Consider the following 26048-nt stretch of genomic DNA (forward strand, 5'->3'; position numbering starts at 1 on the left):
TTAATTCAGGCGTTTTACTTTTTAGTTAACTGTTAAACTCATTAACAGCCTTCAAAATTCTTGCTTTTGTATTTTCTGAGCCAAGCAACACTGCAATATCAAAAACTCCAGGGCCAAATTTACCACCAACCAACATTATCCTGAATGGTAACATCAATTCACCAGGTTTAAAACCATTTTCTTCGGCTAAAGTTTTAAAATAGGTTTCAGCAGAACCTGCATCGGTAAGTTTTAAATTTTCGGCAAAATTGTTAAAAAATGCAGCCTTTTCTGGTGTCCATTTTGGTTTAACCGATGCAATATCATAAACTGTAGGTGCTGTAAAGAAATATCCACTTTGTGCTGCAAAATCTGGCAATAAGGTAACTCTATCTTTTATCAGATTAATTACAGTATTTAAAAAAGCATCATCAATAGCTTTAAATCCCGCTTTTTCCAGTTCAGCTTTAACGATTGGCGCTAAACTTTCAGCACTTTCGTTTTTAATCCACTCGTGGTTATACCATTTAGCTTTTTCGAAATCGAATTTTGCACCAGCTTTACTTATACGCTCTACATCAAATTTTTGTTCCAGTTCTGTAAGCGAGAAAAGTTCCTGTTCGGTTCCATCATTCCAGCCCAAAAGCGCAAGCATATTTATAAAAGCCTCAGGCAAAAAGCCTAGTTCTTTAAATCCTTTAGTTACATCTCCGGTTTTTGGATCTGTCCAATTCATGGCATAAACCGGGAAACCGAGCCTGTCGCCATCACGTTTACTTAATTTTCCATGGCCGTCTGGTTTTAAAATAAGCGGTAAATGCGCCCATTGCGGCATATCACTTTCCCAACCTAAATATTTCCAAAGCAAAATATGAACGGGTGCAGATGGTAACCATTCTTCACCACGAAAAGCATGGCTAATTTCCATTGCCTTATCATCAACCACCACGGCTAAATGATAAGTTGGCATTCCATCAGCTTTTAATAAAACTTTATCATCAACAATCGATGTGTCAAAACTAACATCGCCGCGAATTAAATCATTAAAATGTACGTTCTCGTTTTCTGGAACTTTAATTCTAATTACATGCGGTGTTTTGGCGGCAAGTAAACTTTCAACTTCGCTTATGGTAAGGGTTAAAGAGTTGCGCATTTGCATACGCGTTGCTTGTCCGTATTGGAAGTTTGGAATTTCTTTACGTTTTGCATCCAAATCCTCTGGGGTATCAAAAGCGTAATAGGCATAACCATCGCTAATTAATTGCTCAGCAAATTTTCTGTAGCTCGGTTTGCGTTCGCTTTGGCGGTACGGGCCATAATTACCAGGTTTACTTGGGCTTTCATCTGGCGTAATACCACACCAATCTAAACAGTTTGCAATGTATTCTTCAGCACCCTCAACAAAACGGGTTTGGTCAGTATCTTCAACACGTAAAACAAAAGTTCCGTTGTGTTTTTTGGCAAACAAATAATTAAATAAGGCTGTGCGAACACCGCCTAAATGCAAACCTCCGGTTGGGCTTGGCGCAAATCTTACTCTAACTTTTTTTTCCATGATGGCTTGTTTGAGCGTATAGCGAGCAGCGTACAGCACATTTACGGGCCATCGCTTTTGCGCCAACGCAAGACAGCGCAAAGATATGTTTATTGCTTTATGGTTTTAGAAAAAGCATAATGCTTTTGTGTTTTTTTCGTTTTGTTATTTGTAATTTGGCTACCCAAAGCATGAATCCATACGAAAAGAAACGCCGCTGGAAATTTTTCCTTCTCATATTTGCTATCTTAATTGGCATTGCCTCAGTGTTTTACACCGATTCTTTTGTAAAAAAAATGGAACGCGAAGAAGCCAATCAATTCCAGTTATGGGTTAGGGTACAAGAACGTTCCATGCTTTTAATGGATAACGATGTGTTAGTTGGCCTGGTTGAAACCGTAAGGCAGAATACCAAAATGCCGGTTATTTTAACTAATAAAGATGGTTTAATTATTTCGGCCACTGGCTTAGACAGTACAAAATCAATGTATCCGGATAATGGCAAATTGGTTTACGACAGTTTGTATTTTGCCAATCAGCTACGCAAAATGAAAATTCAGCATAAGCCTGCAACCATGAATATTTTTGGTGATGAATTTAAGGCTTACTATCGGGATTCATTTATTTTAACACAACTTCGCTATTTCCCTTATATACAAATGGGGGTTATTTTTCTGTTTCTTTTAACCGCTTATGCAGCTTTTAGTTCTGCCCGAAGAGATGAACAAGACCATGTTTGGGTCGGCTTGGCTAAAGAAACAGCCCACCAACTTGGCACACCAATATCATCATTAATGGCATGGGTAGAACTCATGAAATCGAAGTTTGATGCAGAAGACGATCCATTAATTGCCGAAATGGAGAACGACATAAAACGCCTCGAAATTATTACCGATCGTTTCTCGAAAATCGGGTCGAAACCTATTTTGGAAGATCACGTAGTGTATGTTGTTATCAATAATTTTATCGATTATTTTAAAGTAAGAACATCAGATAAAGTTAAGTTTACCATTACCGGCGATGAACAGGTAAGGGCAATGTTAAACATTCCGCTGTTTGATTGGGTAATCGAAAACCTTTTAAAAAACGCAGCTAACGCTATAGAAAACGAAGGCTCTATCTCGGTAAACATTATCGAAAATTTAGCTAAAGAACAAGTTTTTATTGATGTAACCGACTCTGGAAAAGGAATTCCCCGTTCTAAATTCGATGCCGTTTTTCAACCAGGTTACACCACCAGAAAAAGAGGTTGGGGATTAGGTTTATCTTTAACAAAGCGTATTGTAGAGAATTATCATAGCGGCGAAATCTTTGTAAAAGATTCTGAACTTGGCAAAGGAACAACATTTAGAATAATATTAAAAAGCAGCTTAAGATATGAACCCACCACTGCCTAACGAATACCCTGCCTGGGGCGAAACCTACATCAGCAAAGTACATGGCGATATTTTTGAAGTGCTCGAAGCGCAAATTTTCAGCATTCCGTCTTTTTTCGAATCCAATAAAGAAAAAGAAAACTATGCTTATGCAGAGGGTAAGTGGACGTTAAAAGAAATGCTTGGCCATATTATCGATACAGAGCGCATTTTAACCTACCGATTTACTTGCTTTGCCAGAAATGAAAAGCAACATCTGCCCGGCTTTGATGAAGACGAGTATGTTTTAAATGCTCGCTTTAACGAACGCAATTATGAAGATATGATTGAAGAATTTGCCGCACTCAGAAAAGCAAATCTTTACCTTTATCGCAGTTTAAATGATGAAGAATTAAATCGAAAGGGAACAGCTTCATCAAGAGAAATTAACGTAAAATCCATCCTGTTTATAATTGGCGGACACGTAAATCATCACGTTAGTATTTTAAAAGAACGTTATCATGTGGTTTAAAAACTTTACTGTTGATGATTTAAATAATCGTCCGAAAAACCATATTGGTGGTTTGCTAGATATTATTTTTACGGAAATTGGCGACGATTTTATAATCGCAACCATGCCTGTAGATGAGCGTACACATCAACCGGCAGGCATTTTGCATGGTGGCGCTTCGGTGGTACTAGCCGAAACACTGGGCAGCATTGCATCTTACATGTGCATCGACTCGGAAAAATATATGGCCGTAGGCCTGGAGATAAACGCAAACCACCTCCGTCCGGTTAAAAGCGGTTTGGTTAAAGGCATTTGTACCGTAATTCATCGCGGCGCAAAAACGCATATATGGGATATAAAAATTTACGACGAAAGAGGTAAAATGAATTGTATAAGTCGATTAACGGTGGCAATTATCAATAAGCCCCAATAAAAAAAGCCTGTTCTGCAAAATTGCAAAACAGGCTTTTTAGCTTTCAAAATATGCTATTTATCAATCGCTTTTTTCTCGATAAGGAACGAAGTTATTAAACCCAAGCCGCCAAAAATACCCAGGCAGCCAAAATATATAGCAACCGCCTGGCCTTCTTCCTGGTGAGACATGTTTGACCCAAAAACACTTCGCACCGTAAATAATGCAACCAGCAAACCAATGCCCAAGCCAACCAATAACAAACCAAATTTTAAGCTTAAATAAGGTTTAGGTGCCGATTTGCCTATACCCGGATTAATTCCGCGTTCTATCATGGCCATTTTTTCTTTGTTTGATAAGTATCGAATTCCAAACACCATTGCAAAGGTGCCCAAGAAAATTGAAATTGGTACTAATACTCCGCCTTCCATAATTATAATTTTTTAATGTAAATATTTCTTAAATTAATTTGAACCGTGTTCTGTGTGTTATGACAACACACTTTTAGATCAGGTTACAGCAAGGCCGTAAAAAAATTATAGCTTTGCCAAAACACCTAATCATGAATTGGATTATATTAATTATTGCCGGTCTGTTCGAAGTTGGTTTTACCACCTGCTTAAAATTATCAAGCAACTTTAGCAATGTTAAATGGAGCGTAGGTTTTTTTATCTGCATTGCCTTAAGCTTTTTACTGCTAAACAAAGCATCGCAAACTTTGCCAATGGGTACTGCTTATGCCGTTTGGACGGGTATTGGAGCCGTTGGGACCGTAATTATTGGTATTCTTTATTTTAATGAGCCGGCAACTTTTTGGCGCATATTTTTTATATGCACCCTAATTGGTTCAATTGCCGGATTAAAGTTTTTTGCTGCGCATTAATATTTTTGTGAAGCGCAATTTGCTGCATCTATTTCAGTTTGTTCCCGTTTTACACTTGTACGCCTGCCTGCCTTGTAGGCAGGCTTCGCTTCGTCATGCTTCCTCACTGCGGGGTACCGTTGCAACCGGGGCTAAAAACTAAAAACAGTATTTCATTTTTGGGGTTGCAATTTGCAGAAACCTTTATGCTAAATCCGATTGATTAAAAAGCCCAAAGCAAGGTTGAACTAAGCCATCTGCGGCGTAAAGAAAAGTGAATTATTAACTTAAGGTGTTCATTTTCAATTAAATATTTTGATTTCAAAAATTCATCTGTAACCTCGTTCTTTATCTTGTAGTCTTACAAGAAGCATGAAGCAAGAGCTTACAGATTTAGAACTGATTAATGATATTTTGACCGGAAATACGGGGCAGTATGCCTTGCTGGTTAAGCGTCATCAGCGGTTTGTGTTTACACTTGCTTTGCGTTTTGCAAAAAACCGCGAAGATGCTGAAGAAATTGCTCAGGATTGTTTTGTAAAAGCTTACAAAGCCCTTGGAAGTTTTAAGCAAACGGCTAAATTTAGTACCTGGTTGTATACCATAACATATACCACTGCAATGACATTTTTGCGAAAAAAGCGTTTAGATACATCATCTATAAGTGATGAAGAAACATTTCTACAACTAGAAAATCATACATCTGGTTTTAACGCAAATGTTTACGAGCAGCAAAATAGTCATGCTTTTTTAAACGATGCGATAAAACTTTTGTTACCAGATGATGCTGCAATAATTACCATGTTTTACAAAGGCGAACAAAGCCTTGAAGAGATAGCCGAAGTTTTAAATATGGAAGCCAATACAATTAAGGTAAAATTGTATAGAGCAAGGCAGAGGCTTAAAGAAAAATTACAATTTTTGTTAAAAGATGAAGTAAAGGAGTTATTATGAACTTGATAGAACAACAACTTTGGGATTATATTGATGGCATTTTAACTGATGCCGAAAAAAAAGACGTTGAAAGCCAAATTGCTTCAGATAAAGATATTAGAAAACAGTATGAAGATTTGCTGCTGATTAACAGTACTTTAAACGGATTGGATATGGATGCGCCATCTATGTCTTTTACCCGAAACGTTATGGAGCGTATTGAGCTTGAGCCAGCTCCGGTTGTATTAAAAACCAAGGTAGATACCCGGATTATTTATGGCATCACTTCGTTTTTTGTGCTTTCTATTTTTGCAATTGTTAGCTATGTAATTTCTACCACAAACCTAACCATGCCTAATTTTAGCTTAAATTTTTCTTTAAACTTTAACATAGAAAATTATATAACGCCAACGGCATTATACCTGTTTATAGGTTTTGATTTGATAATGGCTTTAATATTTATAGATTATTTTTTAAGAAGAAAACTGAATACAAAGGAGTAGTGGAAACTCAGAAAATTTTTTAAACAAAAAAAGCCCCGATTTTTATCGGGGCTTTTTTGTAAATATGATAGTTAATTAAATTACTTTCACATTAACGGCATTTAAGCCTTTTTTACCGTTAGCAACTTCGTATTGTACTTTGTCGTTTTCACGGATTTCGTCGATAAGACCTGTTGAATGAACAAAGATTTCGCTATCGCCGTTTGCAGGGACTATAAAGCCAAAACCTTTAGTTACATTGAAGAATTTTACTGTGCCTTCTTGCATTGTATTAAATATTAAAATTAAGTATGCAAGGTAGGTTTTAATTTTTAAAATCAAAATATTTTTTTAACATTTTTTTAACGTTAAAATTTTGTAACCAAATGATTACTAAGACTTTTTAAGTGCCTTACCCAATACACCTATTGTAATTTCGCTGTTATGTTGTATGCCTAAAGTGCTACCCGGAACAACATAAAAAAGGTTACGGATGTAAATATCTGCAATGCTTTGAACCACTTCTTTTTTCTGTTCTTCCTGGCCTTTTAAAATCCCATGAACAGCTTTTACATGTATGCTTCCATTTACATCAACAATGGCTGTAAACTGGTAAGTAAAATCTTTATAAGCCCTATCAATTTCTATTCGGTATTTAGGGAACATATAATTATAAGAAGCTGTTCTGCCGCTTAATTTATCGGCTGGTTCTTCGGTTTGGCTAACTTTTACAATTTTACTCTTTGGTATAAACTGAACCGGTGCTGTCGCAGCAAATGCGCTATCGCTACTTAGATTAGTTTTGGTAGCAATCTTTTTAATAAAGGCTGTATCGGCTTTGGTTGGTTTCTGCAAATCTTCAACCGGCTTTTTAAGTTTGTTTTTAATGTAATCCTGAGCGTAAAAGGTCATGTTTACATCCGAACGAAAATCGTTGGCAATAATCTTATTATTTACCTGAACGCGTTGAAAAACCAAACTATCTTTAGTAAGGGCTTTAACCTTAAACCATTCTTCGGCGAAATTGTAAAGATTACCATGATCGTATTGCAGGTAAAACTTTTGCATAACCTGCTTTTGTGGGCTCCAGGCCATCATTGTACCTTCAGCCGCAACTTCAATAATCCACGATGGCTTTTGCATAAAACCTTGCTCGTTAAAAGATAAACCATTACTGAAACGTCTTTTTGTTTCAATATAACGGATACCTTTTACGGGCTCGAAAGTAAAATCTCTAAGTTTGGCATTTGTTCTTTTACTGCCAGATTCGCAGGCTAAAAAGAAGGTTGAAGAAATTACAAGTAGCCAAAAGTATCTTATCATATTTATATAACGAATGAAGCTGAATTTTGGGCTAAAATAATTTATTTTTTCTTAACCAGAATTACGTTGGCTACTTTTCGTTGCCCTTCGTGGTCCCATTTTTTATTATCGCTTGGGTAATTAACAATTCCGTTTTTAATTGTCCACAAGGTTGTAGAGCCGCCGCCATCAAAATTAATTGCCGTTTTGCAGCCCAGCCACTTCATCAGTTTTGTTAATTCAAATAAACTTAATCCGGCAGAATTTTCATGTCTTCCATCAACGGTAAGCATAATTATTCTGCCATTTGGCTTTATACCTAAGCATGTTCTTGGGTGGCGTAACCGGTTAAAGGCGGCAGAATCCAACAGTTCGTTAACGCCATTAAAAGTTAATAATGGCCCATTAAGCATTACATTATTTTCGCTGAGTTTGGTTTCCCAATCCGTTGTTCCATCCCATTTTTTAACTTCAATTTTTCCATCATTTATTACTACTGCAGCTTGTTGATGCCTTGCTCTTAAGTCGTTTTTTTCCAGGCGGGTGGTATTAATTATTTTTCCATCAACTTTAACAAAATCTACGGCACCACCATTTTTAACATCGAAAAAATTCCCATTAATTGCGGCAATTGCGGTGTCTTTCTGAGCAAAATCGCTGGTGTATAATAAGGTTTTATCTTCTGCTCCAATGGCGAATACAGCCTTTCTGCCGGTATTTTTAATTTCCAGAAAGGATATATTTTCATTTGCTGCGAATAAATTGTTCGAATTAAAATGATGTACATATAATTTAACCTGCTTTGCAATTCGTGTTTTTTGCCATTTTGCCTTTACAACCGTTATCGAATCGATATTTTGAGCGTGTGCAAATATGCTTGATGCGCAGGTAAAAATAAGTAGTAGTAAATTTTTAAACATGGATAGAGATTGAACAGCTAATTTAAAAGCAATAAAACTAGCATTTGGCTTGTAACCTGAAAATTACCAATTAAATTCTGCGCTCTAAATGAACCACTTTATAGTAAATTTTTTCGTCACGGTAGATTTCTAAAATTACGCTTTTGCTATCGCCAGATTTGAAAAGGTTTGCCAAATCATTTAAAGTGTAAGCGTCCATTGATTTGAAATTAACGCCAATAATTTCATCATTCGGGCAAATGCCTGATTTTTCTGCCGGAGAGTTTTCATCAACTTCGCCAATTAAAAAGCGGGTATAATTTTTTTGATCCAAATAAACCACCATACCTATCATATCGTGCTCAAAAGGTGCTTTAAAATAGGTATTTGGCTTAACGTACATAAAGCTATCGCGATAGTTTAGCTGAATATTAAACTTTCTTAAAAGTTCTGCACCAAGGTTTCCATTTCGGGTTTTTAAATCAATTTTTTTCGAAATGAGCTGATAATCAGGAAAACCGGATATCACATCTTTAAAATCGTAATTACCAATTGAGAACTGCTTTATCCGGCCTAAATATCCTTTTATTTGTCCGCTCAGGCTCATGCCTAAGTTCGATTTGATTTTAGAAAACGGCAATGGAAACATATTTCCATTTAACATTTCCATTGATAAAGCATGACTTGCACCCGTATCTATCAAAAATTTAGCTTGAACCACACCACCATCCGGCACTTCAACATCAGCATAAACATAGGCTTTCATGTTCTCTATAGAGATTGGAATTTTGCTGCCTTTATATTTTATTTTCGAATCAGGATTACTGATTATAAGTCTGTTATTGGTGTAACGGATATCAACAACGAAGCTATTAAAAAAGCTGTAGCCAATTAAGCCATAAATTTTTGTGCCCAAATGGCCGGAAAGATTAAATAAATCATCCTTTAAAATAGCTGTTGGAATGTGATCAATTTTTACCCTGCTAATTCTGGCATTAACATTTTGCGATACAAATGCTTCAACAGTTTCTAAACCCAAACCAGAAACTTTAATCTTTCTCATCAGGGTAAAATCTAATGAATCGATAATGGAAGGTTCTGTAATAATCATTGGTCCAACGCCAGTATCCAGAACAAAATCGAATGGTCCTTTACCGTTTACAAAAACCGGAATTACTATTAAGTTTTTTATTAATTTGAAAGAGATGGACTGCCGTTTCTGGTTATCCATAAAATGAAAATCTTGAGCATTATTTTTAAGTGGAAGCAGCAAAAAGCAGGTGCAAGCTACTATAATGCAGCCCCTTAAAATTATAGCCGATTTACATTTGGTTAACATTATATTAAATTTAATCATTTAGTTCGTATTATTTATAATAACTTTAAGGATGATTTCCAACCGATTATTAAACATCACTTTAGTTCTATCTACATTACTAACCAGCTTGTTATTTGCGTGTTCTACCGATAAAATGGTAGCCAAAAAGGTATCCAATGAATTTAAAAATAATAGTGTAATACAGCAATATCAGGTTGGCTTTGCGCTGTATAATCTGGAAGAGAAAAAAATGATTTTTGAAAAAGATGCGGATAAGTATTTTTCACCCGCATCGAATACAAAACTTTATACCTTTTTTGCGAGTTTGAAAATGTTACCAGAGGTGATGCCTGCCTTGCGTTACATAGAAAAAAACGACTCGCTTATTTTTTGGGGTACCGGAGATCCATCATTTTTACAGTTTAACGTTAAAGATAAATCGGCCTATAATTTTCTTCAGGCATCGAATAAAAAATTATTTTTTGCCCCGGGCAGGTATTCTGGAACTTTTTTTGGCGATGGTTGGGCTTGGGACGATTACGATTTTTATTACCAGCCAGAAATATCAGAAATGCCGATTATGGATAATATGGTTACTTCTACATATTTATCGCCAAACAAAATAAACATAGTTCCCAAAGTTTTTACCCACTGTTTTGCAGTAGATTCAACTAAAACTTCAGGTAATTTTCAGGTAACGCGGAATTTCCTAACCAACGAGTTTCATTATCCCGCAGTTGCCGTTAAGCCAAATTACAATCAGCAAAATCCATATAAAACCAGTCCGCAAACAACTGTAGAAGTTTTATCAGATACCTTACATAAAACAGTTGGATTGATAAAAATGCGTATGCCTTCCGGAGCTAAAACTCTACCCGGCGCCAGCAGAGATTCTGTTTTAAAACACATGATGTTGCCAAGTGATAATTTTATTGCAGAGCATTTGCTTTTGGTAATTTCTAATCAAATTGGCGATACATTAAGCACTACAAAAGCGATTCAGCATGTAACTAAAAATCATCTGTCTTTTTTGCCCGATAGAGTAAAATGGGTTGATGGTTCGGGATTATCCCGCCAGAATTTATTTACACCAAGAGATAATATTTACTTGTTAGATTCCATTTATCATTTGGTAAATAACCCCGAAAAACTTTTTAACATGTTGCCTGCCGGCGGAAAAAGCGGAACTTTGAAGAATGCCTACCCAAAAACAGATAAACCTTTCGTTTTTGGAAAAACCGGGTCGCTGGGCGGTGTTCATAATCAAAGCGGCTATGTTCTTACAAAAAATGGCAAAACCTATATTTATTCTTTTATGAATAATAATTTTGTTAAGCCTACGGCTGAAGTAAGAGCAGAAATGGTGAGGATTGTAACTTACATACACGATAATTTTTAATCAAAAAACTGAATTATAAATTTTATCACAACGAAATGTAACAGCATCCTTAAAGCCTAAGCTATGAAAAAATTAATATTATGGACTGCGCTGATTTTTACATTGGCGCTTAATGCCTGTAAAAAAGGAACTTCAGTTTCGCCCGAACCAAACGTTCCAGTTAAACCTTACACGCCAGATAACAGCTTTAAAATTGTTTCTTACTTTCCCAGCTATCGCGATCCGGAAGCCATTAATCCTGCTAAGTATAAAATGATTACCCATTTGTTTTATGCTTTTTTAAATCCAAATTCTGATGGTACTTTGGCCACTTTGGAGCAACCTGCACGGTTCAGCACGGTAATGCAACGTGCTAAAGCAAACGGATTAAAGTTTGGCATTTCTGTTTCGGGTACCCGAAGCATTTTTGTAACCATGGCTTCAAGCTCAACATCGCGAAGCTTATTTGTTAAAAACGTAACCAATTTTGCCAAAACAAATAATTTAGATGGTGTAGATATGGATTGGGAATACCCTAGTACAGCCGATGGATCGGCAGATAATTATGTACTGCTGATTAAAGAACTATCAGATTCGCTACACAAATACAATAAGTTTTTAAGCGCTGCCATTACGCCAGGCGTTTACGCAGGTAGTATTAGAGATGGTTTGAAAGCAGAAGTTTTTGCTTTGGTTGATTTTTTTAATATCATGGTTTACGATGGAATTGGTTGGGATAAAACTGAACCTTTCCAACACGCATCGTATAACATGGCTGTTTCCAGTTTAAATTATTGGCTAACCACCAGAGGAATGCCGAAGGAGAAGGCTGTTTTAGGGATTCCGGCTTATGGTAAAAATGCTGCAAATTCTGCACTTGCTTACCGAGATATTGCAGCGGCAAACGCAAATGTAAATATAGATTCTGCACTTGTTGGCACTACAAAATATTATTATAATGGTGTTTCAACAACAAAGAAAAAAGCTAAACTTGCCAAGGATGTGGCCAATGGCGTTATGTTTTGGGAGTTTTACCATGATGATGGTGGTGCTAAATCTATTATAAAAGCGGCAAACGATACTTTAGGCAGAAGCTATTAATAAAAATGAATTTAGATTTTACTGAAATAAATCAGCCTTTTTCAAATACCATCCAAATATCTGGTAAAAACTATCTGTACTTTGGCGGAACGGCCTATTTGGGCATCCCGCAGAATAAAGCCTTTATTAATTTATATGTTGAAGGAATTAAAAAGTTTGGCTTAAATAATGGAACAAGCAGAAGCAATAATATCCAACTCGGCATTTACAAGCATGCAGAAGCGGTGGCTGCTCAAAGATTTGGTTCAGAAGCAGCCCTTATTACATCAAGTGGTTATTTGGCCGCTCAGTTAACGGTTAACCAGCTTGCAGCTTTTGGTACCGTAATTTATGCGCCATCTACTCATCCGGCGCTTTGGGTAGAAAATCAAATAAATCACACTAATAAATTTGTGGATTGGTCTATAGAAACGGTTGAGCTCATAAATTCATCACCAAAAAAAAATTGGGTGTTGATTAGCAACTCCATGAATAATATTATGCCTGAAATCTATGATTTTAATTTTTTAAACAAAGTTGATAAGGATAAAAGCATTATTTTAATTGTTGATGACTCTCATGGTATTGGTGTAAATAATGAGGGTTTGGGTGCTTATTCCGCATTGCCAAAACTGGCTAATGTAGAAAATGTAGTCGTGGCTTCGATGGCAAAAGCGTTAGGTGTAGATGCAGGAATTGTTCTTGGCTCAGCTTCAATAATAGAGCAACTAAAGAGAACAAATACTTTTGTAGGGGCTTCTCCGCCCGCTGCTGCAGGTTTATATGCCTTTGTGTATGCCGAAGAAATTTATCAAAAGGCCATTCAAAAGCTTTATGGTAACATCTCAATTTTTGAAAAGGGATTAATTTCTAAATGTGATTATGCTAAAAATTTTCCTGCTTTTTTATTCCACAACACCGATTTTGCAAACCAACTATTAAATCAGCAGATTTTAATTTCCTCTTTTCCCTATCCGGGAACCAATAATTTATCCATTAACCGGGTAATTATTTCTAGCTGGCATACCGAAGACCAAATCAATATGTTGTTGTCGGCAATTTCATAAACAGCTTTATGCATTGATTTTTGAAATTATATCAAATATTTCTATAGCCTATCGCCTTGGATAACATTATAAAATTAATACTATATTTATTTTATAATAATATAACCAAATTACTTTTGAGCCATACATGACAGGCTACATTGAAGATATAAGGCAAGGGAACCACAAATCTTTTGAAATAGTTTTTAAACTATGGCATAAGAAGGTTTTCGCTTATTTTTTTAATAAAACTGCATCTGATGATTTGGCAGAAGAATTAACTCAACTTGCCTTTATAAAACTCTGGAGATTTAAGCATACGCTTTCTGATGATTATCCAATTGACATTCAATTGTTTAAAATTTCAAAATCGACATTATTGGATTACTTTAAAAAGGTAGCCACTGAAGACCGAAATCTATATTTATACAAACTCGAAACCGAAACGAATATAATAGAGCAATCGTTACATTTCGATACAAAGAGACAATTAGACGAGGTTTTAAATTGTCTTCCGCCGGTGCGTAAACAAGTTTTTGTTTTAAGTCGTTTACAAGGTTATTCCTATAAAGAAATTGCTGAGCAGTTGTCAATTTCTCCAAGAACGGTAGAAAAACACATTTCATTAGCCATTAAACAACTTGATGGCTATGCATATATTCCTGCATTTATATTGCTTCTTAAATTCTTCAGTTAAACTGAAAAAAAAAATCATCCGCTTACGGGATAACCCTTTTCCAAATCGTATTAGTAGTTATGATTGTATCTGAAGAGCTATTGGCCAGGTATTTTAAGGGTTTATGTACACCAGAAGAAAAGCTTTTGGTGGCAAATTATTTAAATGATGTAGAAGATTTGCCCGAACATCTGCTAAAAAAAGAGGAATGGGATGATGCTGAAGATGCTTTAATGAGTAACGAAAAAAGCGAAGCATTGTTTTTGGCCATAAAAAGAGAAACTATTTCAAAATCAGTAAAGCTGAGAAGGTATAAAATAATGGCAATAGCAGCAATGTTATTAGCTGTTTTGACTGTCGGATTTTATATGGTGCTAAAACCAGAAGCAACGGTTTTTAATTTGGCTAAGCATAAAATTGAGCAGAAAGAAAAGCAAGCAGAAATTGTCTGGAAATCATTTGTTAATTACACAAGCAGCAACCAATCTATAACATTACCCGATGGTTCATCTGTAAAGGTTTATCCGGCAGGAGAAATTAGATATGCCATACCTTTTGTACAGCAAAGCCGTGAAATTTATTTGACAGGTAAAAGCTTTTTTAAGGTCGCCAAAGATAAAAAGCATCCATTTACAGTATACTCAAATGGAATATCAACAACTGCTTTAGGTACTTCATTTACCATTACGGCCGATGACAAAACTGAATTGGTAAAGGTTGAGCTGCATACAGGTAAAGTTTGGGTTAAAAAAATGGTGAGGGTTTTAAACAAGCAAATTTTTAGTGAGATTTTAATGCCCGGCGAAAAACTGGTTTATGATAAATCGAAGGATAAGGTTAATGTAAGCACTAATGGATTGCTGGCCAGGGTGCCAATCAAATTAAACGAAGTAAATTTTACCCAGGTAGCGCTGAAAGATGTTTTTGAAAAACTTAAATCGCATTACAACATAAAAATTATTTACAACGAAACTGACTTAGCTGAAATCTCATTTACCGGAACCATCAATTTAAGCCAAAAGCCCGAACAAATTATTAAAGAAATAACCGAATTAAATGAGCTAAGCCTAACCAAAACAGCTAATGGCTACATTATCAGCAAATAAAACCAACCAAACTAAATATTTAATTGCTCCAAATTAACTGTTGGTGCCTTTATGAAAAAACAATAAACGAATATAACTATGCTAAGAAAATTTACGAAACACTTGTTCTTTTGTGTGCTGCTAATTACAGTCGCCGCAACTGCCCGTGCTCAAACATCGGAGATTACGGGAATTGTAAAGGATGAAACGGGACAGCCGCTTATTGGCTCTTCAATTCTTTTACTCAACACAAAAACCAATGAGAAAAAAGGTATTATGGTAAACGCCGATGGGAAGTTTTTAATTTCCGGATTATCTGCAAATGTGCCATACACCATTAGTGCTTCTTATATTGGCTACACCACAAAAACCATCGACAATTATTTACTCAAAGCTGGCGAGCAGGCAACATTAATGATTCAATTAATGCCTGAATCTGCAAATTTAACCGATGTTGTAATTGTTGGTTATGGTAGTCAGAAAAAGAAAGATGTAACCACCGCAATTGCAAGTATTAAAGCCAGCGACCTGGAAAACCAACCGATTAATAATGCTGCTGAGGCAATGGTTGGTAAAATGGCTGGTGTTCAGGTTTCACAAGGCTCTGGAGCACCGGGTGGCGCATTATCAATAAAAGTTCGTGGTGTTGGTACAATTACTGCGGGTTCAAGTCCGTTGTACGTAATTGATGGTGTACCAATTTCTGGAGACAATATTAACACGCTTAACACAAATGATATTGCTTCGATTGAGGTTTTAAAAGATGCTTCATCTGCAGCTATCTACGGTTCAAGGGGTTCAAATGGTGTGGTTTTAATTACCACTAAACAAGGTAAAAATGGCGCCGCTACCATTAGCGCAAATAGTTACACCGGATGGCAGACTTTAGGGAAAAAAATCGATATGATGGATGCTTATCAGTATTCTCAGATGGTTATAGAATCTAGAAATAATACTTATGCTGACGCGATGGATGCGATAAATCGTAGGAATGTTGCAAATGGTAATCCAACTATTGCGTATAGCATTAATGATAGTAACGCACAACGTTTAGTTAACTCTGGTAACAATACAAGTGCCGTTATTCCTTTAGATGTTTTGCCGTATTTATCAGGTCAGCAAGGTTTAACAAATACCGATTGGCAGGATGAAATTTTTAGAACAGCCAAAATCCAGAACCATTCGTTATCAGCATCTGGAGGTAGCGAAACCTTAAAATATTATGCCTCTATGGAATATTTTGATCAGGATGGTATTATTTTAAATAGCGGTTTTAAGCGCTACAGCGGAAGATTAAATTTAGAAGGCACAAAAGGAAAGTTTAAATATGGCGTTAATTTAACCCCATCAGTTATTAAAGAAAAAAGAGTTAATGCAAACGGGCCATATAGCAGTAGCGGTATAGTTGCATCAGCTTTGCATTATTCGCCAATATTTCCTGTTTTTAATGCAAACGGAAGCTATAGTTTTGCTCAAAACTCATGGAGCCCGGGGCAGGTAACAACATTGCCAAATGGTTCTACAATTTCTGGCAATGGAGAAACCCAGGCTTGGAACCCAGTTGCTTTAGCAATGCTTCAAAAAGACGATGTGGGCTCGAACAGATTAACTGGAAGTGCATTTGTAGAGGCATCTATCTTCAAAGATTTAAAATATAGAATTCAGTTAGGTGTTGATTTGTTTAACAGCGCTGAAGATATTTTCCGCCCTTCAACTTTTCCATTGTCAAACACTGCAGGTAATCCACCGTCTGATGCATCTGGAAGTTCGAGAACAATAAAAGAAACAAACTGGTTATTAGAGCAAACTTTAAGTTACAATAAAACCATTGGCGACCATAACATTTCAGCTTTGTTAGGTTGGTCTACTCAAAAAGATGATTTAAGCGGAAACTATGCGGTTGCTTCGAGAGGATTTATCAGCGACCAGATTGAATATTTAAACGCAGGAATTGTAACCAGTGGCACATCAACAAGATCACAATGGGCACTTGCTTCTGGCATTGCCAGATTACAATACAGCTATAAGGGCAAGTATTTATTTACCGGTTCGGTAAGGGCCGATGGATCTTCAAAATTTGGAGCGAATAACAAATGGGGTTACTTTCCATCAGCATCTGTAGGATGGCGATTATCCGAAGAAGACTTTTTGAAAGATGTAAAATCAATATCTGATTTAAAACTAAGAGCAAGTTATGGCTTAACCGGAAACTTTAACATTCCAACTTATGGAGCTCAAGGCTCAATGACAAATTACGGCTATGTTTTTGGTGGCGCAACACCTGCAGTTGTTAATGGTGCAGCAACTTATGCACAACCTAATGATGATTTAAGATGGGAAAAAACAGCACAATTAAATGTTGGTTTAGATGTGGCTTTTTGGGATAATAAATTAACCTTAACAGTTGATGCTTACAACAGTAACACTACCGATTTATTACTGAATGTACCGGTTCCAATTACAACAGGCTTTGCTACCGAGCTTAAAAACATCGGAAAAGTTAACAATAAAGGTATAGATATCAATTTAGGTACAACACAACAATTTGGCGCTGTAAAATGGACAGCCAATGCAAATTTCTCTAAAAATAAAAATAAAGTAGTTGAGTTAGGTCCAGGCAATGCCGATATTATTAGAACAGGTTCTGTTGCAAATGCCTATTTTTTAACCCGTGTTGGTGAGCCAATTGGTTCATATTATTTACCGGTTGTATTGGGCGTTTTTAAAAGCCAGGCAGAAGTAAATGCTTACCCGCACTATATGGATACGCAAGGGAATTTTGATTTGAATACCTCTAAGCCAGGTGATTTTAAATTTAAAGATGTTGATGGCGATGGCGTAATTGATTTAACTAAAGACCGCGAGATTGTAGGTAATTATTTGCCTAAATTCACCTACGGTTTTGCTACTTCACTAGAATATAAAGGCATTGATTTAAACGTTGCTATGCAAGGTGTTTATGGTAATAAAATTTTAAATCTATCTCGTAGATATTTTGCCAATAAAGAAGGTAACATGAATAACATGATTAGCTCTTTAGATAGATGGGTTTCTGAAGCAAACCCAGGTAGCGGGCAAGATGTAAGAGCAAACCGTGTAGCTAAAGGGAGCAATGGAACAACCTCAACATGGCACGTAGAAGATGGTTCGTACCTACGCATTCGTAACATCGCTTTAGGTTATACATTACCCGATGCTTTTGTTAAAAAACTAACCTTATCAAAAGTTAGATTGTATGTGTCGATGCAGAATCCGTTCACATTTACAAAATACACTGGTTATAATCCAGAGGTTACAAACAGAACCGATGCGACAACAAACGGTGAAGATTATGGTGTTTATCCAACGGCAAAAACTACATCTATTGGTTTAAATATCACTTTATAATTCTTTAAAAAAGATATCAAATGAAAAAATATATCATATCCATTATAGCGTGTGGCTTAGCAATTACAGTTACATCCTGCAAGAAATTTTTAGATTTAAAACCATTAGATTCATACACAGAAAATACATTTTATGTTGATGAAAAAGGTTTACAAGGCGGTTTAGTAAGTTGTTACGATGCTTTACAAACAGATAGTTTGTATGGTAACAATCTACTAACCTTAGGCGAAATTCGTGGCGATAATGTTACTGATAACGATCCGGGTTCTGGTGCTGGTGTGCGAAACTCGATAGAGGTTTTTTCAGAAACTTCTGCTAATGCAATCTTATCCGCTTCCTGGCAAGGACATTACAAAGCCATTTATCGTTCAAATATTATTTTGGATAGAGCTCCGGCAATTAACATGTCAGACGCAACAAAGAACCAAATTATTGGCCAGGCAAAATTTATCCGTGCACTCAGCTACTTTAACTTAACCCGTATTTGGGGCAATGTTCCTTTGGTTTTAACAGTTCAAAAAACTGCAGAAGCCAGAGACAACAGCCGTGCAACATCTGCGCAGGTTTATCAACAAATTATAAGCGATTTAACCGATGCGGCTACAAAATTGCCTACAACCTGGGCTGATGCACAAAGAGGAAAAGCAACAAGTTACGCTGCATCAGCATTATTGGCCAAAGTGTATTTGTATCAAAAAAACTATAATATGGTCGTATCCACTTTGCAGCCCTTAGCCACAGCAATTTATGCAGGTACAACGCTTTCTTTGGTACCACAAACCACAACTTTTCCTAGTGGGTTAAAAACCAGCCGCGATATTATTTTTGCAGTTTTATATTTAAATGGTGGAGTTAGGGAAGCGGTTAATCAAGATAATCGTTACAGAAATAACAACAATACCAATACAATAACTATTCCTCAGGCATTGTTTGAAACAGCAGATAATCGCAGAGCTTTAGTTGCACCAACCAACATCGGACTTCGTCCGGGTAAGTTTAACAGTGCCGTTTCTAACTCAACAGAAATTAGCGGCGATTTTCCGGTATTACGTTGTGCAGATGTTTTGTTAATGTACGCTGAAGCCTTAAACGAGGTTGCTTATGGTAATGCTGAAGCTTTTAAAGCCTTAAATGCAGTTAGAACAAACGCCAATGCAACAAATAAAACGGCTGCTACCTTGCTTACACAAGCTGATTTTAGGGCTGCTGTTTATTTGGAAAGACGTTTGGAATTAGCTTTAGAGGCCGACCGCTGGTTCGATATCGTTAGAACTGCGCAAATGGCAACTGTTTTCCCAGGCATTCCTGCTTTTAGAAGTATCTATCCGGTTCCGCAAACGGAGATTGACAATGTGAATAACAAAAGCGGATGGCAAAATCAAGGCTATTAATCAATAAAATATAAGCTTTTAAGCCGATGCTGTTTAATCAGCATCGGTTTTTCATTTTACAGGGATTTCCTCAAACGGATTATTTTTTCAATATTTATAACCAAAATAAAGACCAATGAAAAAGCTTTTCTTCCTCTTATCACTATCTTTCTTATTTCTGATAAATGTACAGGCTCAAACCACCGAAGTTTGGATTGTTAGGCATGCTGAGAAAGATAAATCAAATCCACAGGAAAAAAATCCGGATTTATCTGATGAAGGAAAAACAAGAGCCGGAGATTTGGCTAAGTTTTTAAAAAAGGTAGCTTTTGATGCTGCCTTTACAACGCCTTACAAAAGAACAAGGCAAACTTTAGATTCTTTAGTGATTCCAAAAGTAATTGAGTACAACGGCATTAAGGCACTTGTAGATAGCGTTAAAACAAACTACGTTGGTAAAAAAATTATAATCGCAGGCCACTCCAACACCGTTTTAGAAATTATTGAAGCTTTTGGGGGCAAACGCCCAAGGGAAGAACTAACAGACGATGATTATGATTTCATCTTTAAATTAAATGTAAAGGGCGATAAAGCTAAAGTTAAGATGGACCAATTCGGTGTTCCACATCATTTATAATGTTGATTACAATTTTTCAAACGGAATATCCATAATATCGTAATTTTCCCAACCTTGAAAGTCGTAATGCCACCATTCGTTTATTAAAACGTTTAGCTTATTTTTCTTCATAACAGCGATTAAGTATTCACGGTTTTTGCGTACTTCATCGCTTACAGGTTCATAATTTGCTGCTGCTGCTTTCGAAAAGCTATCATAAGGTGTAGCCATTTCCAATTCCTTGCCTGTTTTTAAGTTGATGATGGTTAAATCTAACGCACAGCCTCTATTGTGTTTTGAACCTTTTGCCGGGTTTGCTACAAAATTTTTATCGCTTGCTTTCTTATAAAACTCTACCGTAATTTTATACGGGCGATAACCATCAAAAATTTTCAGTCCCAAACCTTTTTTATTCAATTCTTTCTGAACTTTTTTTAGTGATTCTACAACCTGTTTTCTGGCAAATGCTCTAGCCTGCTTATACATAACCTGTTGCATAAAATTATTTTTTGTCGCATAGCGGATGTCAAGTTTGATATTTGGAATGGCTTTTTTTATCTCCACAAGCTCATTGTTCGGATTGATTTTAATAGAAGCCAGATATTGATTGTATGAATTTACAACAACAAGTTTTTGTGGTGCTTCGGGTTTAGTTTGAGCTAAAGCAGAAAATGAAATAAATAATAGAATGATTAAGATTTTCATTGAAGTTTTCTAAACAAATTTATATGATCCAGTAATTCACATTAGTAGAGCCTAAGCATTGTTTCCGCGTTAAGCTCATAACCGGCCTAACAAATTTTTGGGTAAGTACCTCACAAGCCTCATCACAAACTTAAGTACAAAAATTTTAAGCCGGCAATTTTGTTTCTTTTGTTGTCAAAAGAAAAAAGCCTGTCTGGCCAAGACAATAGGCATCTAAAAACGAATTATAAATGCCGAATACATATTGCTTCCCCGAATTGTCGGGGCAGGCTGTGCCTCGCAATGACGAAATAAATTATTACTGATTAGAAACAACCAATAATTCTAAATCTTTAAAAGGCAAATTAAACATATCAGCCAAGTCTTTATTCGTTACGTTTCCCTGGTAAATATATAAGGCTTCGCGAATCCCCGGATTATTCCAAACCATATTCATTAACCCACCAAACTCGCCAATATCCAATAAAATCGGCGCAAAAATGTTGGTTAAAGCATAAGATGCCGTTCTTGGCACACGCGAAGCAATATTAGGAACGCAGTAATGAATTACATCATATTTTCTGAAAACAGGATTTGTATGGTTTGTAACTTCAGAGGTTTCAAAACAACCACCTTGATCAATACTTACATCTATTACAACTGAATGCGGCTTCATCTTTGCAACGGTTTCTTCCATTACGATACAAGGGCTTCGCCCGTGGCTTGAACGGATTGCACCAATTACAACATCGCAGGTTACAATGGCTTTATTTAAAACAATAGGCTGCATAACCGAAGTAAATACACGGCTATTGCCCAGGTTATTTTGTAAGCGGCGTAAACGATAAATGGAACTATCAAAAACCTTAACCTCGGCACCTAAAGCTAAAGCCGTTCTTGCGGCGTATTCGCCTACTGTTCCGGCACCTAAAATTACAATTTCTGTTGGTGGTACACCGGTAAAACCGCCAAGCATTAAACCTTTGCCTCCGGTTACATTACTTAAGTATTCTGCAGCAATCAGTATTGATGTTGAGCCAACAATTTCACTCATCGCCCTAACCACACTTAAAACATTACCTTCATCGCGAAGGTGTTCAAAACATAAAGCATTAATCTTTTTGTGCATCAAAGCTTTAAGGTATTCTTGCTTTAAGGTTCCGGTTTGCAGAGAGGATATTAAGGTTTGCCCTTTGTGCATTAAGGCAATTTCCTCTAACATTGGCGGTGCAATTTTTACCAGAATATCGCAGTCAAAAACCTCTTTTTTATCATAGGCAATTTTTGCACCTTGCTCTGCATACTCTGTATCAGAAAAATTTGCTGCGGTTCCTGCACCACTTTCCAGTATAACCCTATGACCATTGTTAACCAAAAGCGCTACAGATAGCGGCGTTAAAGCAATTCTATTTTCCTGAAATGAAATTTCTTTGGGTATTCCGATGTTTAGATTGTTTTTTCTATTTCGGGTCTCTAGTGTTGCTTCTTGGGTTTGCAATAAACCCTGACGAGCTATGTCGGCCATTCCTTCGCGTAATCCTGTAGCCATGATTTAAAAAAAATGTTTATTGTTTTAGGTTGTTGAAGATAGGGAAAATCTCTTAATTAATTGATATATAATTCTATCCTTAACTAATCCGAAATATTCTTTGTGTATTATTAGCTATGCTAATATCCACATGTACCAAATTTTCTGGTAATAATTCAGCAACAAGTTCTGGCCATTCAATTAAACAAATTGCTCCGCTGTAAAAATATTCTTCGTAGCCCAAATCATAAGCTTCCTGAATGTTTTTTATTCGGTAAAAATCAAAATGATAAACCGCACCTTTTGGACTTATATATTCGTTAACAATAGAATAGGTTGGACTAGAAACTACATCTTCAATACCCAATTCACGGCACAAAACTTTTATAAAAGTTGTTTTGCCGGCGCCCATATCACCTCTGAAAACGAAAATTTTTTTATCACCTGCAAAATCTAAAAGCTGTTGGGCTGCCTTTGGTAAATCGGCTAAACTGTTAACTATTAATTCCATCTTAAAAAAATAAAGGCAAAAGTAACACATAATTGTGTTGCTTTTGCCTTTAAAATTATCGTTGTGCTGATCTTGTGAAAGATTATTAATTCAACCCTCATCTACACCGAAGCGACGAAATCTTTGAAATTGAACTTTTTTACAATTAAAAGATTTCTTGATTACGCTCCCCTTGAAATGACGACCAGAGCTAATATTTACCTCGGCGAATAGGTTACTACAGGGATAATCATTTCTTCTAAAGAGATGCCCCCATGTTGAAAGGTTTCATTATAGTAATTTACAAACTGGTTATAATTGTTCGGGTAAACAAAGTAACTATCCTCTCTGGCAAAAATATAACTGCTGCTGATGTTAATTTTCGGCAATAAAGCATCATGTGGATTCTTAATTGCAAAAACCTCTTTAGCGTTAAAATTTAAGTTTCTGCCCTGTTTGTATCTCAAGTTGGTATTTGTACTTCTATCGCCAATTACTTTTACCGGTTTTTTAACACGAATTGTTCCGTGGTCGGTAGTGATGATTACTTTAACCTGTTTCTGTGATATTTTCTTCAATAAATCGAACAATGGCGAGTGTTCAAACCACGATAAAGTTAACGAACGATAAGCAGCATCATCATTTGCAAGTTCGCGTATCATCTGCATATCTGTACGGGCATGGCTTAACATATCAACAAAGTTGAAAACAATAGCATTAAAGTCGTTTTTCAACAAATTATTAGTTTGTTCTACTAAATCTTTTCCTTGCTCAAAAGTTAAAATTTTATTGTAGCTGTATTTGCAATCCTTACGTAAACTGCGTTTGATATTATCTGCTAAAAACGCTTCTTCGTGCATGTTTTTACCGCCTTCATCATCGTCATTTTGCCAAAGCGCAGGGAAACGTTTCTCCATTTCTAAAGGCATCAAGCCCGAAAAAATAGAATTACGTGCATATTGCGTAGCCGTAGGAAGAATACTGGTGTACATATCTTCTTCATCTATACGGAAATATTCAGAAATAAGCGGATTGATGATTTTCCATTGATCGTAACGCAGGTTATCAATCAATATAAAAAATACTGGTGTAGTATCGTTAATGTGCGGAAAAGCTTTGGTTTTTAGCAACTCATTAGAAAGTAGCGGAGCTTTATCTTTTTCCTTTATCCAGCCTAAATAATGTTCTTCGATAAATTTTGAGAATTGAGTATTTGCTTCCTGCTTCTGCATGGTTAAAATCTCATGCATCTGTGGGTCATCCAATTTCTCAAGTTCTAATTCCCAAAAAACGATCTTTTTATATACATCAATCCATTCTTCATAATTAAGCTTATCGCTTAAAGTCATTCCTAATCTGCGGAAATCTTGTTGATAAGCCATCGAGGTTTTCTCGCTCACCAATCGCTTGTTATCAATCAGCTTTTTGATGGTTAGCAACACCTGTTTAGGGTTTACAGGTTTAATCAAATAATCATCTATTTTACTACCAATGGCATCTTCCATCAAATTTTCTTCTTCACTTTTGGTAATTAAAACTACCGGCACATCAGGATTTAGATTTTTAATAGCCGAAAGCGTTTCTATTCCGCTCATTCCCGGCATGTTTTCATCTAAAAAAACTAAATCAAAATGCGCTTTTCCAAAAGCTTCAAGGGCATCGTTTCCGTTAGTGAATGTAGTAACGGCATAACCTTTATCATTCAGTAGTAATATATGAGGTTTTAGTAAGTCAATTTCATCATCGGCCCACAATATTTTAGTTTCTTGCATGTTTTTGTAAAAATAGGGTATTAGCGCCTTTATATTTTGGCACGTAAATCAAACTATGAATAAAAATAGCAATTTTTGTACCGTATCTTTCTATTTAACTATTTTTAACGATTGAACAAGAAAAAAATAATTAACGACCCAGTTTACGGGTTTATAAGTATCCATAGTGAACTGGTTTATGATGTAATTTCGCATCCATACTTTCAGCGCTTGCGTTACATAAAACAGCTCGGGATGACACATTTGGTATATCCTGGCGCATTACATACCCGTTTCCATCATGCCTTAGGCGCTATGCACTTAATGAGCCTGGCCATAGGGCTATTAAAAAGTAAAGGGCACAACATAACCGAAGGCGAAGAACAAGCTGCTATATTGGCTATTTTACTGCACGATATTGGTCATGGGCCATTTTCTCATGCACTTGAGCATTCTTTAGTTACGGGCATTAAACACGAAGATATTTCAGCAAAGCTGATGCAGGATTTGAATCAGCATTTCGACGGAAAATTAACGCATGCAATTGAAATTTTTAACGGTACTTATAACAAAAAGTTCTTACACCAGCTTATTTCTGGTCAGCTGGATTTAGATAGAATGGATTACCTAAATCGCGATAGCTTTTTTACGGGCGTAAGTGAAGGCGTAATTAGTTTTGATAGAATTATTAAAATGTTTAACGTTTTTGATGATGATTTAGTTATCGAAGAGAAAGGTATTTATTCTATTGAGAAATTTTTAATTGCCCGTAGATTGATGTATTGGCAGGTTTATCTGCATAAAACCGTTATTGCCGGCGAAATGATTTTAGTTAAATTATTAGAACGGGCTAAATTTCTGGCAGCCAAAGGCGATGATTTATTTGCTGCACCATCGCTAAGTTATTTTCTAAAAAACGATATTAACGAAGAAAATTTCTTTGAGCAACAAGAAAATTTGGCACACTTCACAAATCTCGATGACCAGGATATATATGCTGCGGTTAAGGTTTGGGTTCAACATCCTGATAAAATTTTAGCTGCACTTTGCCAAATGCTTACTTCAAGAAATCTATATAAAGTAGAAATGAGTAATGAAAAGGCAAGTGATGATCGTGTAAAATTTCTGCAAAACGCAACCATAGATTTATTGGGAATTAGTGCAGAAGAAGCCGGTTATTTTGTTTTTACAGATATGATTCAAAACCGTGCTTATAATGCCGGTGTAGGGAACATCAAGATTTTAATGAAAAATAACGATATTGTTGATATAGCTAAAGCTTCAGATTTGTCGAATTTAGAATCGTTGCAAAAAACAGTAGAGAAATATATACTTTGTTATCCTCGTGGCATTTAAGGTTTTTTAACAAA

General features: G+C 36.1%; 25 protein-coding genes. 15 read left to right on the forward strand and 10 right to left on the reverse strand.

Annotation, left to right across the window (positions count from 1 at the left end):
• Positions 1 to 25 precede the first annotated feature (25 nt).
• Entirely contained in the window at positions 26 to 1534 is a 1509-nt protein-coding gene (gltX, locus tag LUA90_RS05740) for a glutamate--tRNA ligase (RefSeq protein WP_231458625.1), read from the reverse strand.
• A gap of 170 nt (positions 1535 to 1704) precedes the next feature.
• Between gltX and LUA90_RS05745 the strand changes: the two genes are divergently transcribed.
• Genes LUA90_RS05745 through LUA90_RS05755 form a run of 3 tightly spaced genes read left to right on the forward strand, consistent with a single transcriptional unit; the run spans position 1705 to position 3812 of the window.
• Positions 1705 to 2910: a HAMP domain-containing sensor histidine kinase gene (locus tag LUA90_RS05745; RefSeq protein WP_231458626.1), complete on the forward strand. Its 1206-nt coding sequence runs from the start codon at positions 1705 to 1707 to the stop codon at positions 2908 to 2910.
• A complete protein-coding gene (locus tag LUA90_RS05750) occupies positions 2891 to 3400 on the forward strand; it encodes a DinB family protein (protein ID WP_231458627.1) in 510 nt (169 codons plus the stop codon). The genes LUA90_RS05745 and LUA90_RS05750 overlap by 20 nt, the downstream gene beginning before the upstream one ends.
• Positions 3390 to 3812, forward strand: a complete 423-nt coding sequence (locus tag LUA90_RS05755) for a hotdog fold thioesterase (RefSeq protein ID WP_231458628.1) — start codon at positions 3390 to 3392, stop codon at positions 3810 to 3812. Before LUA90_RS05750 ends, LUA90_RS05755 begins: the two co-directional genes overlap by 11 nt.
• A gap of 53 nt (positions 3813 to 3865) precedes the next feature.
• On the opposite strand, the gene LUA90_RS05760 is transcribed toward LUA90_RS05755, so the two are convergent.
• Positions 3866 to 4222: a DUF6249 domain-containing protein gene (locus LUA90_RS05760; protein ID WP_231458629.1), complete on the reverse strand. Its 357-nt coding sequence runs from the start codon at positions 4220 to 4222 to the stop codon at positions 3866 to 3868.
• 131 nt (positions 4223 to 4353) lie between these two features.
• Between LUA90_RS05760 and LUA90_RS05765 the strand changes: the two genes are divergently transcribed.
• From LUA90_RS05765 to LUA90_RS05775, 3 genes are all read left to right on the forward strand, one after another.
• Positions 4354 to 4674, forward strand: a complete 321-nt coding sequence (locus tag LUA90_RS05765; RefSeq protein ID WP_231458630.1) for a multidrug efflux SMR transporter — start codon at positions 4354 to 4356, stop codon at positions 4672 to 4674.
• Positions 4675 to 5025: 351 nt separating this feature from the next.
• The gene (locus LUA90_RS05770; RefSeq protein ID WP_231458631.1) at positions 5026 to 5607 is read left to right on the forward strand and encodes an RNA polymerase sigma factor; all 582 of its coding nucleotides are present in this window, start codon (positions 5026 to 5028) and stop codon (positions 5605 to 5607) included.
• Entirely contained in the window at positions 5604 to 6089 is a 486-nt protein-coding gene (locus LUA90_RS05775) for a hypothetical protein (RefSeq protein WP_231458632.1), read from the forward strand. The genes LUA90_RS05770 and LUA90_RS05775 overlap by 4 nt, the downstream gene beginning before the upstream one ends.
• A gap of 75 nt (positions 6090 to 6164) precedes the next feature.
• Here LUA90_RS05775 and LUA90_RS05780 read toward each other — a convergent pair whose 3' ends face one another.
• The 4 genes from LUA90_RS05780 to LUA90_RS05795 form a co-directional block, all read right to left on the reverse strand.
• Positions 6165 to 6356 carry a cold-shock protein gene (locus LUA90_RS05780; RefSeq protein WP_025141747.1) on the reverse strand — a complete coding sequence of 64 codons (192 nt, stop codon included), beginning with the start codon at positions 6354 to 6356 and terminating at the stop codon, positions 6165 to 6167.
• A gap of 105 nt (positions 6357 to 6461) precedes the next feature.
• Complete coding sequence (locus LUA90_RS05785; protein ID WP_231490593.1) at positions 6462 to 7391, reverse strand: hypothetical protein; 930 nt, start codon at positions 7389 to 7391, stop codon at positions 6462 to 6464.
• A 41-nt stretch (positions 7392 to 7432) separates the two neighbouring features.
• Positions 7433 to 8290: a phosphodiester glycosidase family protein gene (locus LUA90_RS05790; protein WP_231458634.1), complete on the reverse strand. Its 858-nt coding sequence runs from the start codon at positions 8288 to 8290 to the stop codon at positions 7433 to 7435.
• 70 nt (positions 8291 to 8360) lie between these two features.
• Positions 8361 to 9500 (reverse strand): aspartyl protease family protein, encoded by a 1140-nt coding sequence (locus tag LUA90_RS05795; RefSeq protein ID WP_231458635.1) that lies wholly within the window; start codon positions 9498 to 9500, stop codon positions 8361 to 8363.
• A 157-nt stretch (positions 9501 to 9657) separates the two neighbouring features.
• Between LUA90_RS05795 and LUA90_RS05800 the strand changes: the two genes are divergently transcribed.
• From LUA90_RS05800 to LUA90_RS05835, 8 genes are all read left to right on the forward strand, one after another.
• Positions 9658 to 10986, forward strand: a complete 1329-nt coding sequence (locus LUA90_RS05800) for a D-alanyl-D-alanine carboxypeptidase (protein WP_231458636.1) — start codon at positions 9658 to 9660, stop codon at positions 10984 to 10986.
• A gap of 63 nt (positions 10987 to 11049) precedes the next feature.
• Positions 11050 to 12066 (forward strand): glycosyl hydrolase family 18 protein, encoded by a 1017-nt coding sequence (locus tag LUA90_RS05805; protein ID WP_231458637.1) that lies wholly within the window; start codon positions 11050 to 11052, stop codon positions 12064 to 12066.
• Positions 12067 to 12071: 5 nt separating this feature from the next.
• Positions 12072 to 13112 (forward strand): aminotransferase class I/II-fold pyridoxal phosphate-dependent enzyme, encoded by a 1041-nt coding sequence (locus LUA90_RS05810; RefSeq protein ID WP_231490594.1) that lies wholly within the window; start codon positions 12072 to 12074, stop codon positions 13110 to 13112.
• 127 nt (positions 13113 to 13239) lie between these two features.
• Positions 13240 to 13788: an RNA polymerase sigma factor gene (locus LUA90_RS05815; RefSeq protein WP_231458639.1), complete on the forward strand. Its 549-nt coding sequence runs from the start codon at positions 13240 to 13242 to the stop codon at positions 13786 to 13788.
• Between the two features lie 59 nt (positions 13789 to 13847).
• Positions 13848 to 14873, forward strand: coding sequence for a FecR family protein (locus LUA90_RS05820; RefSeq protein ID WP_231490595.1), 1026 nt, complete (start codon positions 13848 to 13850; stop codon positions 14871 to 14873).
• 78 nt (positions 14874 to 14951) lie between these two features.
• Positions 14952 to 18239 carry a TonB-dependent receptor gene (locus LUA90_RS05825; RefSeq protein ID WP_231490596.1) on the forward strand — a complete coding sequence of 1096 codons (3288 nt, stop codon included), beginning with the start codon at positions 14952 to 14954 and terminating at the stop codon, positions 18237 to 18239.
• A 20-nt stretch (positions 18240 to 18259) separates the two neighbouring features.
• On the forward strand, positions 18260 to 19630 hold the full coding sequence (locus LUA90_RS05830; RefSeq protein WP_231490597.1) for a RagB/SusD family nutrient uptake outer membrane protein: 1371 nt from the start codon (positions 18260 to 18262) through the stop codon (positions 19628 to 19630).
• Between the two features lie 115 nt (positions 19631 to 19745).
• Positions 19746 to 20246, forward strand: coding sequence for a phosphoglycerate mutase family protein (locus LUA90_RS05835; protein ID WP_231458643.1), 501 nt, complete (start codon positions 19746 to 19748; stop codon positions 20244 to 20246).
• Between the two features lie 6 nt (positions 20247 to 20252).
• Here LUA90_RS05835 and LUA90_RS05840 read toward each other — a convergent pair whose 3' ends face one another.
• From LUA90_RS05840 to LUA90_RS05855, 4 genes are all read right to left on the reverse strand, one after another.
• Positions 20253 to 20930 (reverse strand): M15 family metallopeptidase, encoded by a 678-nt coding sequence (locus LUA90_RS05840; protein WP_231458644.1) that lies wholly within the window; start codon positions 20928 to 20930, stop codon positions 20253 to 20255.
• 298 nt (positions 20931 to 21228) lie between these two features.
• Complete coding sequence (locus tag LUA90_RS05845) at positions 21229 to 22458, reverse strand: alanine dehydrogenase (RefSeq protein WP_231458645.1); 1230 nt, start codon at positions 22456 to 22458, stop codon at positions 21229 to 21231.
• A gap of 79 nt (positions 22459 to 22537) precedes the next feature.
• Positions 22538 to 22948: a tRNA (adenosine(37)-N6)-threonylcarbamoyltransferase complex ATPase subunit type 1 TsaE gene (gene tsaE / locus LUA90_RS05850; RefSeq protein ID WP_231458646.1), complete on the reverse strand. Its 411-nt coding sequence runs from the start codon at positions 22946 to 22948 to the stop codon at positions 22538 to 22540.
• A 197-nt stretch (positions 22949 to 23145) separates the two neighbouring features.
• Positions 23146 to 24699 (reverse strand): PglZ domain-containing protein, encoded by a 1554-nt coding sequence (locus LUA90_RS05855; protein ID WP_231458647.1) that lies wholly within the window; start codon positions 24697 to 24699, stop codon positions 23146 to 23148.
• A gap of 111 nt (positions 24700 to 24810) precedes the next feature.
• On the opposite strand from LUA90_RS05855, the gene LUA90_RS05860 reads away from it, so the two are divergent.
• A complete protein-coding gene (locus LUA90_RS05860; protein WP_231458648.1) occupies positions 24811 to 26034 on the forward strand; it encodes an HD domain-containing protein in 1224 nt (407 codons plus the stop codon).
• Positions 26035 to 26048 lie beyond the last annotated feature (14 nt).

The sequence above is a fragment of the Pedobacter sp. Leaf170 genome, from assembly GCF_920984665.1.
Classification (GTDB): domain Bacteria; phylum Bacteroidota; class Bacteroidia; order Sphingobacteriales; family Sphingobacteriaceae; genus Pedobacter.

Coding starts and splice junctions, on each gene's coding strand:
- gltX (WP_231458625.1), bottom strand. CDS start 1,534: ATGGAAAAAAAAGTTAGAGTAAGATTTGCGCCAAGCCCAACCGGAGGT.
- LUA90_RS05745 (WP_231458626.1), top strand. CDS start 1,705: ATGAATCCATACGAAAAGAAACGCCGCTGGAAATTTTTCCTTCTCATA.
- LUA90_RS05750 (WP_231458627.1), top strand. CDS start 2,891: ATGAACCCACCACTGCCTAACGAATACCCTGCCTGGGGCGAAACCTAC.
- LUA90_RS05755 (WP_231458628.1), top strand. CDS start 3,390: ATGTGGTTTAAAAACTTTACTGTTGATGATTTAAATAATCGTCCGAAA.
- LUA90_RS05760 (WP_231458629.1), bottom strand. CDS start 4,222: ATGGAAGGCGGAGTATTAGTACCAATTTCAATTTTCTTGGGCACCTTT.
- LUA90_RS05765 (WP_231458630.1), top strand. CDS start 4,354: ATGAATTGGATTATATTAATTATTGCCGGTCTGTTCGAAGTTGGTTTT.
- LUA90_RS05770 (WP_231458631.1), top strand. CDS start 5,026: ATGAAGCAAGAGCTTACAGATTTAGAACTGATTAATGATATTTTGACC.
- LUA90_RS05775 (WP_231458632.1), top strand. CDS start 5,604: ATGAACTTGATAGAACAACAACTTTGGGATTATATTGATGGCATTTTA.
- LUA90_RS05780 (WP_025141747.1), bottom strand. CDS start 6,356: ATGCAAGAAGGCACAGTAAAATTCTTCAATGTAACTAAAGGTTTTGGC.
- LUA90_RS05785 (WP_231490593.1), bottom strand. CDS start 7,391: ATGATAAGATACTTTTGGCTACTTGTAATTTCTTCAACCTTCTTTTTA.
- LUA90_RS05790 (WP_231458634.1), bottom strand. CDS start 8,290: ATGTTTAAAAATTTACTACTACTTATTTTTACCTGCGCATCAAGCATA.
- LUA90_RS05795 (WP_231458635.1), bottom strand. CDS start 9,500: ATGGATAACCAGAAACGGCAGTCCATCTCTTTCAAATTAATAAAAAAC.
- LUA90_RS05800 (WP_231458636.1), top strand. CDS start 9,658: ATGATTTCCAACCGATTATTAAACATCACTTTAGTTCTATCTACATTA.
- LUA90_RS05805 (WP_231458637.1), top strand. CDS start 11,050: ATGAAAAAATTAATATTATGGACTGCGCTGATTTTTACATTGGCGCTT.
- LUA90_RS05810 (WP_231490594.1), top strand. CDS start 12,072: ATGAATTTAGATTTTACTGAAATAAATCAGCCTTTTTCAAATACCATC.
- LUA90_RS05815 (WP_231458639.1), top strand. CDS start 13,240: ATGACAGGCTACATTGAAGATATAAGGCAAGGGAACCACAAATCTTTT.
- LUA90_RS05820 (WP_231490595.1), top strand. CDS start 13,848: ATGATTGTATCTGAAGAGCTATTGGCCAGGTATTTTAAGGGTTTATGT.
- LUA90_RS05825 (WP_231490596.1), top strand. CDS start 14,952: ATGCTAAGAAAATTTACGAAACACTTGTTCTTTTGTGTGCTGCTAATT.
- LUA90_RS05830 (WP_231490597.1), top strand. CDS start 18,260: ATGAAAAAATATATCATATCCATTATAGCGTGTGGCTTAGCAATTACA.
- LUA90_RS05835 (WP_231458643.1), top strand. CDS start 19,746: ATGAAAAAGCTTTTCTTCCTCTTATCACTATCTTTCTTATTTCTGATA.
- LUA90_RS05840 (WP_231458644.1), bottom strand. CDS start 20,930: ATGAAAATCTTAATCATTCTATTATTTATTTCATTTTCTGCTTTAGCT.
- LUA90_RS05845 (WP_231458645.1), bottom strand. CDS start 22,458: ATGGCTACAGGATTACGCGAAGGAATGGCCGACATAGCTCGTCAGGGT.
- tsaE (WP_231458646.1), bottom strand. CDS start 22,948: ATGGAATTAATAGTTAACAGTTTAGCCGATTTACCAAAGGCAGCCCAA.
- LUA90_RS05855 (WP_231458647.1), bottom strand. CDS start 24,699: ATGCAAGAAACTAAAATATTGTGGGCCGATGATGAAATTGACTTACTA.